The 12215-nt window shown below is 70.1% G+C and carries 11 protein-coding genes; 7 read left to right on the plus strand and 4 right to left on the minus strand.

Translation table 11 applies throughout. The annotated features are described in order from the left end of the window. The first annotated feature begins 14 nt into the window (after window positions 1-14). A complete protein-coding gene (locus tag AB1285_RS06460) occupies window positions 15-1136 on the plus strand; it encodes an alkaline phosphatase family protein (protein WP_292794109.1) in 1122 nt (373 codons plus the stop codon). A 16-nt stretch (window positions 1137-1152) separates the two neighbouring features. Here the strand turns inward: AB1285_RS06460 and sepH are convergent, their stop codons facing one another. Next, complete coding sequence (gene sepH, locus AB1285_RS06465; protein ID WP_268776262.1) at window positions 1153-2199, minus strand: septation protein SepH; 1047 nt, start codon at window positions 2197-2199, stop codon at window positions 1153-1155. 199 nt (window positions 2200-2398) lie between these two features. On the opposite strand from sepH, the gene AB1285_RS06470 reads away from it, so the two are divergent. Beyond that, the gene (locus tag AB1285_RS06470; RefSeq protein WP_060921810.1) at window positions 2399-2692 is read left to right on the plus strand and encodes a DUF4193 domain-containing protein; all 294 of its coding nucleotides are present in this window, start codon (window positions 2399-2401) and stop codon (window positions 2690-2692) included. Between the two features lie 72 nt (window positions 2693-2764). Here the strand turns inward: AB1285_RS06470 and AB1285_RS06475 are convergent, their stop codons facing one another. Then, on the minus strand, window positions 2765-3229 hold the full coding sequence (locus AB1285_RS06475) for a DUF3093 family protein (RefSeq protein WP_187661565.1): 465 nt from the start codon (window positions 3227-3229) through the stop codon (window positions 2765-2767). Window positions 3230-3241: 12 nt separating this feature from the next. On the opposite strand from AB1285_RS06475, the gene dut reads away from it, so the two are divergent. The 5 genes from dut (at window position 3242) to dxs (ending at window position 10111) form a co-directional block, all read left to right on the plus strand. Then, window positions 3242-3712, plus strand: a complete 471-nt coding sequence (gene dut / locus AB1285_RS06480) for a dUTP diphosphatase (protein ID WP_187661564.1) — start codon at window positions 3242-3244, stop codon at window positions 3710-3712. Further along, window positions 3709-4296, plus strand: coding sequence for a DUF3710 domain-containing protein (locus AB1285_RS06485; protein ID WP_060921813.1), 588 nt, complete (start codon window positions 3709-3711; stop codon window positions 4294-4296). Before dut ends, AB1285_RS06485 begins: the two co-directional genes overlap by 4 nt. A gap of 44 nt (window positions 4297-4340) precedes the next feature. Beyond that, window positions 4341-5027, plus strand: a complete 687-nt coding sequence (locus tag AB1285_RS06490) for a DUF3159 domain-containing protein (RefSeq protein ID WP_370428909.1) — start codon at window positions 4341-4343, stop codon at window positions 5025-5027. Window positions 5028-5135: 108 nt separating this feature from the next. Then, entirely contained in the window at window positions 5136-8015 is a 2880-nt protein-coding gene (locus AB1285_RS06495; protein ID WP_292794097.1) for an aconitate hydratase, read from the plus strand. A 155-nt stretch (window positions 8016-8170) separates the two neighbouring features. Next, entirely contained in the window at window positions 8171-10111 is a 1941-nt protein-coding gene (dxs, locus tag AB1285_RS06500; RefSeq protein WP_292794094.1) for a 1-deoxy-D-xylulose-5-phosphate synthase, read from the plus strand. A gap of 30 nt (window positions 10112-10141) precedes the next feature. On the opposite strand, the gene AB1285_RS06505 is transcribed toward dxs, so the two are convergent. Next, the gene (locus AB1285_RS06505) at window positions 10142-11599 is read right to left on the minus strand and encodes a glycerol-3-phosphate dehydrogenase/oxidase (RefSeq protein ID WP_292794091.1); all 1458 of its coding nucleotides are present in this window, start codon (window positions 11597-11599) and stop codon (window positions 10142-10144) included. Beyond that, on the minus strand, window positions 11596-12204 hold the full coding sequence (locus tag AB1285_RS06510) for a TetR/AcrR family transcriptional regulator (protein WP_187661558.1): 609 nt from the start codon (window positions 12202-12204) through the stop codon (window positions 11596-11598). Before AB1285_RS06510 ends, AB1285_RS06505 begins: the two co-directional genes overlap by 4 nt. Between the last annotated feature and the right edge of the window lie 11 nt (window positions 12205-12215).

Here is a 12215-nt window from a genome sequence, read left to right on the forward strand (position 1 = left end):
TCAGACTGGCTCGGATGTCCTTCATGCTACCGTCCGCGCCGCCGGGCGCCCGGAGCGTCGTCGGGGTGGCGGACGACCTGTGCGCCGCTCTCCGCGGCGAATCCGCCACGCTGCCCCGCGCCGACGCGGTGGTGCTGGTCGTGATCGACGGCCTCGGTGCGATCAGCCTCCGCGGGCATGCCGGTCACGCGCGGTCGCTGACCGCGTCGATGACGAAGAAGGATATCGCGCAGACGGTCTTCCCGACGACGACGGCCGCCGCGCTGACGAGCCTCACCACCGGCGTGTGGCCGGGAGAACACGGCCTCGTCGGGTACCGGGTCAGGGACCCGAAACGGGATGTCCTCGTGAATCAGCTGAGCGGGTGGGAGACGGACGGCCTCGACCCGCTCACGTGGCAGGCGGCGCCCACGGTCTTCGAGCGCGCGGCAGTCGCCGGGCGGGAGACCTTCGCGGTCGGACTCGCGACCTACGCGCACAGCGGCTTCACCCGCGCCACGCTGAGGGGGGCGACGTTCGTGCCCGCTGCGACGCCGGAGGAACGCGTCGAGGTCGCGTACACGCTGGCCGAGGAGCATCCGGGATCGCTCGTCTACTGCTACCTTCCCGAGGTCGACAAGGCGGGGCACAAGCACGGTGTCGCCTCTGCCGAGTGGGTGGCTGCGCTGGAGCGGATCGACGGCGCGCTGTCGCTTCGCGTCCCCCCGCGGGTCGGCGTGGTCGTGACCTCTGACCACGGCATGGTCGACGTCCCGTTCCACCGGCAGGTGGTGCTCGAGGAGCAGCATCTCGGGGGCATCCGTCATGTCGGTGGGGAACCCCGCATGCTGCACCTCTACCGCGAGCCGGACGCCGATGCGGCGCTGGTGACGACGCGTCTGCGCAGCGATCTCGAGGGCGCGGCCGATGTCGTCACCCGAGAGGAGGCGGTCCGGGCGGGCCTCTTCGGTCCGGTCGTGCGCGATGAGGTCCTCGATCGCATCGGCGACGTGCTGGTCATCGCCACCGGAGTGGGCGCGCTCTACGACGGCACCGCCGAGGACCAGCGCAACCGAGGGATGGTGGGACAGCACGGAGCGCTCACGCCTGACGAGACCCGGGTACCGTTCCTGCGGTTCGGGGCCTTCGCCTCCTGACGGGGCCCCGGAACGATCACTCGTCGGTGCGCGCTCCGAAGACGATCTCGTCCCACGACGGCATCGCGTTGCGGCGCCGTCGGCGTCCGCTGCCCTCGCTGTCGCCCGACCCGGGCTGACGCGGTGCGGGTTCCGGAGCCTCGGGCTCGTCGTCCGGCTCCTCGAGCGCGGCGAACAGGGCGATCGGGTCGGAATCCTCCTGGATCTCCTCGACCTCGTGCTCGATCGGCGACGGCTCCCGCTGTCCGCGGCGACGACGCAGGGCCTCGAGGAGGTCCGCGGTCTCCGGGCTCGTCGAGGCGGAGTCGGGAGCGCGGTTGATCGCCGCGTCCTGGACCGCCGGTGCCGAACGCTCGGGCTGCGCCGGCTCGTCTGCCTCCGCGGCGGGCGTCGGGACGAGGCGGGGACCGAAGGCACCCGAATCGAAACGGCTGTCGTCCTTGTAGGGCGAGGCGGCACGGTCGGCCTCCACCGCGCGCAGGCGGGGGATGAGTCCCTCCGGGAGCGAACCCTGGCGGGAGAGCTGCGTGGCATCGGCGTTCAGGGGCGAGAGGGCGCTGCGTCGCGGGTCGAAGCTCCAGCGCGCGTCGTGCTCGACGTCGTTGGCGGAGAACTCGAGCTTGATGATCCAGCCGGACTCCTCCTTCCAGCTGGCCCAGCGCTCGGACGATGCGGACACCTCGGCGAGCTTGGCGCGGACCGCAGCTCCGAAGGTGGGCTGCGCGTCCGGCTCGACCTCGCTGCCGATGAGGACGGGCACGGCGAGGGCCTGGCCGATGATGTGCTCGCGCTCGGCGAGGACCGGGCCCTCGAACCGGGCGACGTCGTCGACGCTGATCCCGAGGAGCTCGGCGACCTCCGCGGCGGTGAGACCGGCGCGGATCTGCGCCTGGATATCCCGCGGGCTCGCGGCGAGTTTCTGTGCGGCCGGCTCGGCCTGGCGGGTCGCGCGGCGGATCTCCCGCTGCAGCACCGCGTCGATGGGCAGCGCGAACCGCTCGCCCGCCTCGGTCGCGAGGACGAGCACTCCTGCTTCTGTGCCGACGATGGTGACGTTTTCCATGCGAATGCCCCTCTGATGGGTGTGCGTTCATGGTGTCACGCCGGACGGGCCGGGACAGGGAATACGGCGGGCGTGCCGTGAGTTTGCCCTGTCGCATGGGAGGGCATTTGCGAAACGCCCGCCGGTCATGCAAACTATGGCCGCCGATTACCCGACGGCGCACCCGCCCACTCGCACCATGAAAGTGGAGATTCACCGCATGGCAACCGATTACGACGCTCCCCGAAAGAGTGAAGACGACTCCGAGTCGATCGAAGCCCTCAAGGAGCGTGTGCCGGACAAGCTGTCCGGCACGACCGGAGACGAGGACTCCGACAACCCGTCGAGCTTCGACCTCCCTGGCGCGGACCTCTCCGACCTCGAGCTGGATGTCGTCGTGCTGCCCGCGCAGCAGGACGAGTTCACCTGCATGAGCTGCTTCCTCGTGAAGCACCGCTCGCAGCTCGACCACGAGGGACCCGACGGCCCCATCTGCAAGGAGTGCGCTGCCTGAGCAGCCCTCCGAGCGACGCCCCACGCGCCCCCGACCATCCCGGTCAGGGGCGCGCTGTCGTCTGCGGGGCGGTCAGTCCCGTGCGGCGCGGATGGCCGCGGCGAGGCGGTCGGGGGTGCGGGTCGAGATCGTCCAGGCCACGACGGGGTCGGCCTCATCGGTGTTCGGCACCACGACGACTCCGTCGATGCCGCCGCGGATGAGGTGCCACCCGCGAGCCGGGAGCTCGGGTCCTCTGGCGCTGCGCGCCTCCTCGCCGGTCAGTGCCGTCGGCTCGCCGAGATAGCGCACGTCGATGTGGGCGCGTCCGGCTCGGAGGACGCCGTCCTGCACCGACACCACCGGAGCGAGGGCGAGGGCCGCCACCACGAGGAGCGCCGAGACCGCCGCTCCGAGGAGCAGCGCGAAGGTCGAGCCGACCGGCACGAAGATCAGGGACACCATCGGTCCCGCCAGGGCGATCGTGACCAGCAGCCACAGGCTGGGGGCCAGTCGTTCGTGGTAGCGGGGACGTGCGTCCGTTGCGGGGTTCTGCATTAGCCTCATGGGGTGACCGATTCCGTTGATGTCCCCATTATCGCCGCAGTGGTCCCCGGCTATGCGCATCCGGGCGACGCCGGAGCCGATCTCGTCGCCGCCGAGGCCGTGCGGTTGGAGCCGGGGGATCGGGCTCTCGTGCCCACGGGCGTGCGCATCGCGCTGCCCGACGGCTATGCGGCCTTCGTGGTGCCCCGCAGCGGTCTCGCGGCGAAGCACGGCATCTCGATCGTGAACTCGCCCGGCACCGTCGACGCCGGCTACCGGGGAGAGATCAAGGTGAGCCTGATCAACACGGACATCCACAGCGCGTACGATGTCGCCGTCGGCGATCGCATCGCGCAGCTCATCGTGATGCCCGTCACTCGGGCCCGGTTCCTTCCGGTGGACGAGCTGCCGGACAGCGTTCGCGGCGCCGGCGGGTTCGGATCGACCGGCTATCAGGCACAGACCCCCGAGAACGAAGCAGGACAGGCGAAATGACCGACAGCAACGACACCCCCTCCAAGTCGGCGCCGGAGAACCGCGCCACCGAGGGCCCGTTCGACGACTCCGAGGCGAACCCCGTCCGCCCCTACATCGACCTCGGCGGGATCAAGATCCTGCCGCGCGAGGGCCTGAACCTGCGGCTCGAGGTGGAGGAGCAGAGCAAGCGCATCGTGGCGGTCGGGCTCGACTACGCCGAGTCCTCTCTCCAGGTGCAGCCGTTCGCGGCTCCGCGCAGCGGCGGTCTCTGGGATGAGACGCGGGTCCAACTGCGCGACCAGGTCAAGGCGCAGGGCGGCCGCGTCGAGGAGCGGGAAGGACCGCTCGGCAAGGAGCTCCTCGCCGAGGTCCCCGCGACGGCCAGCGAGGGCTCCGGCCTGCGTCTCGCGCGCTTCATCGGCATCGACGGTCCCCGTTGGTTCCTGCGCGGCGTGATCGGCGGCGCGGCGGCGTCCGACCCCGAGGCCGCGGCGAAGGTCGAGGACCTGTTCCGCTCGATCGTCGTCGTGCGCGGGGGAGCGCCCATGCCGCCGCGCGACCTCATCCCGCTGAAGATGCCGGCGACGCCGGGCTCCGCGTGACCACGCCGGACCCCGAGGAGCCGCGCACGCAGAGCGCGTCGGAGATGCTCGGAGCAGCCCTCGGCGGTGCGGCGCGCAAGGCTGGGCTCGATCCGTCCGAGAACGCGCAGACGCACAAGGTCGTCTGGTCGGCCATGGGCGGCTGGCGCGGGATCCTGGAATCGGTGTTGCCGAGCCTCGCGTTCGTCATCCTGTTCACCCTCCGGCCGGACCCCCTGCTGCTGCCCCTCGGAGTGTCCGTCGGTCTGGCCGCCGTGTTCACCGTCGTCCGGCTGGTGCAGAAGTCGCCGCCGTCGGCCGCCCTCGGCGGACTGATCGCCGCCGTGGCCGCCGCCGGGCTGGCCCTGTGGACAGGCCGTGGCGAGGACAACTTCGTCCCCGGCCTCATCACGAACGCGGTATACGGCTCGGCGATCCTCGTCTCCGCTCTCATCGGTTGGTCCGTCATCGGACTCGCCGTCGGATTCCTGATGGGGGAGGGCACCGCCTGGCGTGCGGATCGTCGCAAGCGGCGGGCGTTCTTCTGGCTGGGTATCGCCTGGGCCGCGCTGTTCTTCGCGCGTTTGATCGTGCAGTTCCCGCTCTACCTGGCCGGCGACGTCACGGCGCTCGGAACCCTCAAGCTCGTGATGGGGCTGCCGTTGTTCGCGCCGCTGATCGCCGTGACCTGGCTGGTCGTCCGTGCGCTCTATCCCCGCGCGTCGTCGCACGACGACCCCGCGGCGGCGTGATAGATTTATCTCGACATCAAGATAAATCACGGGCTTTCGCCGGTGACCTGCGCGGAGCAGACTGGTTAGGTCCCCCTTGCTAGCCGCGCGGCCGCACCGGCGAGCAAGATGGAGGCGCCTGTCGCTCCCATCCGAATAGAAGGAGACGGATTCGTGTCCACGGTGAACAGCTTCGGTGCCAAGAGCACCCTGACGGTCGGCAGCACCGACTACGAGATCTTCCGCATCGACACGGTGCCCGGTTTCGACAAGCTCCCCTTCAGCCTCAAGGTCCTCCTGGAGAACCTGCTTCGCACCGAGGACGGCGCGAACGTCACGAAGGCGCAGATCGAGGCGCTCGGGTCGTGGGACGCCAACGCGGAGCCCAACACCGAGATCCAGTTCACGCCGGCGCGCGTGGTCATGCAGGACTTCACCGGTGTGCCCTGCATCGTCGACCTCGCCACCATGCGCGAGGCCGTGACGGCGCTCGGGGGAGACCCGAACAAGATCAACCCGCTCTCGCCGGCCGAGATGGTCATCGACCACTCCGTCATCGCCGACCTGTTCGGCACCGAGAACGCGCTCGAGCGCAACGTCGAGATCGAGTACGAGCGCAACGGCGAGCGGTACCAGTTCCTCCGCTGGGGCCAGACCGCGTTCCAGGACTTCAAGGTCGTGCCCCCCGGCACCGGCATCGTCCACCAGGTGAACATCGAGCACCTCGCGAAGGTCATCTACGACCGCACCAACGGCGGCGTCCTCCAGGCCTACCCCGACACCTGTGTCGGCACCGACTCGCACACCACGATGGTCAACGGCCTGGGCGTGCTCGGCTGGGGCGTCGGCGGCATCGAGGCCGAGGCCGCGATGCTCGGCCAGCCCGTGTCGATGCTCATCCCGCGTGTCGTCGGCTTCAAGCTCTCCGGTGAGATCCCCGCCGGTGTGACGGCGACCGACGTCGTGCTCACCATCACCGACATGCTGCGCAAGCACGGCGTCGTCGGCAAGTTCGTCGAGTTCTACGGCGAGGGCGTCGCCTCCGTGCCGCTCGCGAACCGCGCGACGATCGGCAACATGTCGCCCGAATTCGGCTCGACCGCCGCGATCTTCCCGATCGACGACGTCACCCTCGACTATCTGCGTCTGACCGGCCGCAGCGACGAGGCCGTCGCGCTCGTCGAGGCCTACGCCAAGGAGCAGAAGCTCTGGCACGACGCCTCTCACGAGCCCGTCTTCAGCGAGTACATGGAGCTCGACCTCAGCACGGTCGTCCCGTCCATCGCCGGTCCGAAGCGCCCGCAGGACCGCATCCTCCTCTCCGAGGCGAAGACGCAGTTCGAGCAGGACATCCTGAACTACGCCACGGCCTCGACCAGCGACGACATCGTCGACCTCGAGTCCAAGCACTCCTTCCCGGCGTCCGACCCCGGACAGGTCCCGGGGGAGGAGGAGCCGACCACGCGTCCGGTGCACATCAGCAGCGGTGCGCCGGCCAACGTGTCGAACCCTGTGCCGGTCACCACTCCCGAGGGCGAGCAGTACACCCTCGACAACGGCGCCGTCACGCTGGCCGCCATCACGTCGTGCACCAACACGTCCAACCCGTCGGTCATGATCGCCGCCGGTCTCCTCGCCCGCAAGGCGCGGCAGAAGGGCCTCAAGCAGAAGCCGTGGGTGAAGACCACGCTCGGCCCGGGGTCGAAGGTCGTCACGGACTACTACGAGAAGTCCGGCCTGGACAAGGACCTCGAGGGCCTCGGCTTCTACACGGTCGGCTACGGCTGCACCATCTGCATCGGAAACTCCGGTCCGCTGATCGAAGAGGTCTCCGAGGCGATCAACTCGCACGACCTCGCCGTGACGGCCGTCCTCTCGGGCAACCGCAACTTCGAGGGCCGCATCAGCCCGGACGTGAAGATGAACTACCTGGCGAGCCCGCCGCTGGTCATCGCGTACGCCCTCGCCGGCTCGATGCACTTCGACTTCGAGACCGACGCGCTCGGCACGGACGCGGACGGCAACGACGTGTTCCTCAAGGACATCTGGCCCTCGCCGGACGAGGTGCAGGAGATCGTCGACTCGTCGATCTCGCGCGACCAGTTCATCAAGCAGTACGCCACCGTGTTCGACGGTGACGAGCGCTGGCGCAACCTGCCCACGCCGGACGACGACACGTTCCAGTGGGACGAGGACTCGACCTACGTGCGCAAGGCCCCGTACTTCGACGGCATGACGATGGAGCTCACCCCGGTGAAGGACATCGAAGGTGCCCGGGTCATGGCGACGCTCGGCGACTCGGTCACCACCGACCACATCTCGCCCGCCGGAAACATCAAGCCGGGCACGCCCGCGGCCCAGTACCTCACGGAGCACGGCGTCGACCGCAAGGACTTCAACTCCTTCGGCTCGCGTCGCGGCAACCACGAGGTCATGATCCGCGGCACCTTCGCGAACATCCGCCTGAAGAACCTCATGGTCTCGGCCGTGAACGACGGACAGGTCGTCGAGGGCGGTTACACCCGCGACTTCACCCAGCCGGACGGCCCGCAGTCGTACATCTACGACGCGTGCATGAACTACGCCGAGCAGGGGACCCCGCTCGTCGTGTTCGGAGGCAAGGAGTACGGCTCCGGCTCGTCGCGCGACTGGGCGGCCAAGGGCACCAGCCTCTTGGGCGTCAAGGCCGTGATCACGGAGAGCTTCGAGCGCATCCACCGCTCCAACCTCATCGGCATGGGCGTCGTCCCGCTGCAGTTCCCCGCCGGCGAGAGCTGGGAGTCGCTGGGCCTCGACGGCACCGAGATCGTCTCGATCACGGGGCTCGAGGAGCTCAACAACGGCGTCACCCCGAAGACGGTCAAGGTCACCGCCACCCCGAGCGAGCACTCGCCCGAGGGCAAGCAGCCGGTCGAGTTCGACGCGGTCGTCCGCATCGACACCCCCGGTGAGGCGGACTACTACCGCAACGGCGGCATCCTGCAGTACGTGCTGCGCTCGCTCGTCTGAGACGCATCGATGAAGGGGCCCGTGTCCACCGACACGGGCCCCTTCGGCGTGTCAAGGGTCCCCCGCCCTCGGGGGATTCCCGGCTCCGAGCGGTAGGATCGGGAAGACGTCCGCACCCGTTCGGACGCTCCGTCGAGGCCTGTGAGGAGGCGCAGATGCCCATTCTTCCGAGCATCTCTGGACCGCGCGATCTTGATCGGCTCTCTCCGGAGCAACTGGAAGAACTCGCCTCGGAGATCCGCGCGTTCCTCGTCGAGAACGTCTCGCAGACGGGCGGTCACCTCGGGCCGAACCTCGGCGTGGTGGAGCTGACGATCGCCCTGCACCGCGTGTTCTCCTCTCCGGACGACCCCTTCATCTTCGACACCGGCCACCAGTCGTACGTCCACAAGATCCTCACCGGTCGCCAGGACTTCTCGAAGCTGCGCGTCCGGGAGGGGCTTGCCGGCTACCCGCAACGCGCGGAGAGCCCGCACGACGTCGTCGAGTCGTCCCACGCCTCCAGCTCCCTGAGCTGGGCCGACGGCGTGTCGCGGGCACTCACCGCCACCGGCCGCGCGGACCGACACGTCGTCGCGGTTGTCGGCGACGGCGCGCTGACCGGCGGTATGACATGGGAGGCGCTGAACAACATCTCCGACGACAACGACCGCAACCTCGTCATCGTCGTGAACGACAACGGCCGCTCGTACGCGCCGACCATCGGCGGCATGTCGCGCTTCCTCAACCGGGTCCGCACCGCCGCGGCCTACAAGGACCTCCACCACAAGTCCGATCGCCTCTTCCGCGCGTTCGGGCCGGTGGGACGCGCAGTGTTCCGCGGTGTGCGCGGCGGCACGCACGGCTTCCTCTCGCGGTTCACGAACAACGAGGCGCTGTACTCCAACCTCGACATCAAGTACCTCGGCCCGGTCGACGGTCACGATCTGCCGGCGCTGCTGGAGACGCTGGAACTCGCGAAGTCCTACGGTGCACCGGTCATCGTGCACGCGATCACCGAGAAGGGTCGCGGCTACCAGCCGGCCCGCGACGACGAGGCCGACCAGTTCCACGCGGTCGGCAAGATCGACCCGACGACGGGGGAGACCCTGTCCTCAGGCGGCCGAGGGTGGACCGATGTCTTCTCCGACGCTCTCGTGAAGGTCGGGGAGCGACGCTCGGACGTGATCGCCATCACCGCCGCCATGCTCCGGCCCACCGGTCTCGCCCCCTTCGCGGAGCGCTTCCCCGACCGGGTCTACGACGTCGGCATCGCCGAGCAGCACGCGGTGGCCTCGGCCGCCGGACTCGCCTACGGCGGTCTGCACCCGGTCGTCGCCGTCTACGCCACGTTCATGGGACGCGCGTTCGATCAGGTGCTCATGGACGTCGCGTTGCACCGGGCGGGCGTCACGTTCGTGCTCGATCGCGCCGGCGTCACCGGCCCGGACGGACCGAGTCACCACGGCATGTGGGATCTGGCGATGCTGCAGATCGTCCCGCACATCCGCATCGCCGCCCCCCGCGACGGCGCGCGGCTGACCGAGGCACTGGACGAAGCGGTCGCCGTGGAGGACGCCCCGACCGTCATCCGCTTCCCGAAGGGGGATGTCTCCGCCGACCTCCCGGCGCTCGAGCGCCTCGAGGACGGCGTGGACGTGCTCGCACGGGGCGAGGGCGAGGACGTCCTCATCGTCGCGATCGGACCCTTCGCCGCCCTGGCCGTCGACGTGGCTGACCGGCTGCGCGCCCAGGGCATCGGCGCCACCGTGATCGACCCTCGCTGGGCGATCCCCGTGCAACCGTCGGTCGTCGAGCTCGCTGCGCAGCATCGACTGGTGATCACGCTGGAGGACGGCATCCGCGTGGGCGGCATCGGCACGCGCGTGCGGCAGGTGCTCCGCGAGGCGGGCATCGACACGGCTGTCGACGAGCTGGGTCTTCCCGACGAGTTCATCGACCACGCGTCGCGCGACCAGATCCTCGCCGATGCCGGTCTCACGGCCTCGAAGATCGCTCAGGACGTCGTGGCGCAGGTGCTCGGTACGCGCATCCCGAAGGCGCGCCACGCCGGGGAGACCGGAGCGATCGAGCTCCCGCTCCACGAGCGCCACTGACGGACGTTCCCTGGAGCGGGCTTCCGTCGGTCAGGGGAGGTCGGCGAGGGTCTCGGCGACGGTCCGTTCCACGGTCGGGAGAGCTCTGGCGCGTTCGTCGGGGACCAGCCCGATCCGAGTGCGACGATCGAGCACATCGGCCGCGGTGAGAGCGCCCTGCGACCGGACAGCGTGCTCGACGACCGGTCGGGAGAGGGCGATGCCGTCCGCAACGGCGTCCTGCGAGCCGTTGTCCGGGGCGGGATCGTCGATAAGTCGCAGGGTCGCGGTGCCGCTGGGTCCGACCCGGAGGCCGCGCTGTCGCACCGCCAGATCCACCGCGTCCTCCGCCATGCGTCGGTAGGTCGTGAGCTTGCCGCCGAGCACGGAGACCACCCCGGACTCGGAGGTGCGGACGAGATGCCGGCGGGAGACGTCCGCCGTCTCGGCCGCTCCGGTGTCGACCAGTGGACGCAGCCCCGCGAACGCCCCGCGGACGCGGTCCCGCGCCAACGGCACCGCGAGCAGGCGGTTCAGTGTCTCCAGGAGGAAGTCGATCTCGGTGTCGGTGGGCTCGGCGACGGAGGGGATGGGTCCGGGCGCATCCACGTCGGTGAGTCCGACGATGACACGCCCACCGCGCTGCGGCAGGGCGAACACGTAGCGGCTGATGGAGCCTTCGAGCGGGATGGTGAGCGCAGCGGTCGGATGCCCGAGGTCGGCGGCGTCGAGGACGATGTGGGTGCCGCGGCTCGGGCGCACCGTGAGGCCGTCGTCCAGAGTCGCCGCCCAGACTCCGGTGGCGTTGACGACCGCCCGTGCACGGATCTCGATGCGTTCCCCGGTGAGCATGTCCGTCGCCGTGGCCCCGTCGGCATGCAGCCGCTCGGCGCGCACCCTGGTCAGGATCCGCGCGCCGAGACCGGCCGCCGTCCGGGCGACGGCCACGACGAGGGCGGCGTCATCGGACAGCTGGCCGTCATACGTGACCATGCCGCCGCGGAGTCCCCAGGGGTTGAGCGCGGGGAACAGGCGCAGCGCCCTCGCCGTCCCGACGGCGTGCGGTCCCGGCAGCACCTTCCCGCTCGTGCGCGCTTGCAGGCGGAGGAGGTCACCCATGGCCATCCCCGCCGCTCCGGCCCCGCGCTGGCGGCCGCTGACGCCGGGGGCGAACGGGAGCAGCTGTCCGAGCGGACGGATCAGATGGGGCGCGGTCACCGTCATCAGCAGATGCCGTTCGCGTGCGCTCTCGCGTGCCGTCGCCACGTCCCCCGTCGCGAGATACCGCAGCCCGCCGTGGACGAGTTTCGAGCTGAACCGGCTCGTCCCGAACGCGAGGTCCTCCGCCTCGATCAGGGTCACGCGGAGCCCGCGCGATGCGGCGTCCAGGGCCACGCCCGTTCCGGTGATCCCTCCGCCGACGACGAGGAGGTCGCAGGTGTCGTCGGCCGCGGCGTCGAGTTCGCGTCGACGGCGGCCCGCATGGAGGGCGGTCGAGGCAGGGGTCATGGCCGCAGGTGGCCGTCCAGCGCGGCGCGGAGCTCGCGCTCCCAGGCCCGCTCGTCGATGAGGTCGGCCACGGTCGCGTGCGACAGCACAGCGGACTGGGCGATCAGGAGCAGCATGACGGCGATCTCGCCGGGGGCGCCCCCGCGCACCGATCCGTCGGCCTGGCCGGCTGCGATAGCGTCGGACAGCCACCGCAGGATGAGTCGCTGGCTGGACCCCACGCGGTGCAGGGTGTAGCGGGTGAACGCTTCGGGCTCCTCGTCGAGGAGATGGGCGTACACCGGGTCGCCGCGGAACAGCGAGGTGAACCGCAGCACGTCCTCGACGAGAGCGTCTCGCGAGTTGGCTCGCTCGGGGAACCCGTCGAGGAGGTCGGCGACCCGCCGCAGGAGCGCGGAACGGACGACGTCGTCGGCATCCCGCCACGTCCGGTAGATGGTGGGCCGGCTGAGGCCGGAACGCCGTGCGAGGGCGGCGATCGTCACCCCGTGCACGCCGCCGCGGACGAGCAGGTCATCGGCCGCGTCGAGCACGCGCCGCTGCGTGGCGTCCCACGCCGGGGCGAGGGAGTCCGAGGGAAGAGTGGGAGATTGACGTTCTTCCATGATGTGTCACA

It is taken from the genome of Microbacterium sp. NRRL B-14842 (genome assembly GCF_050470785.1).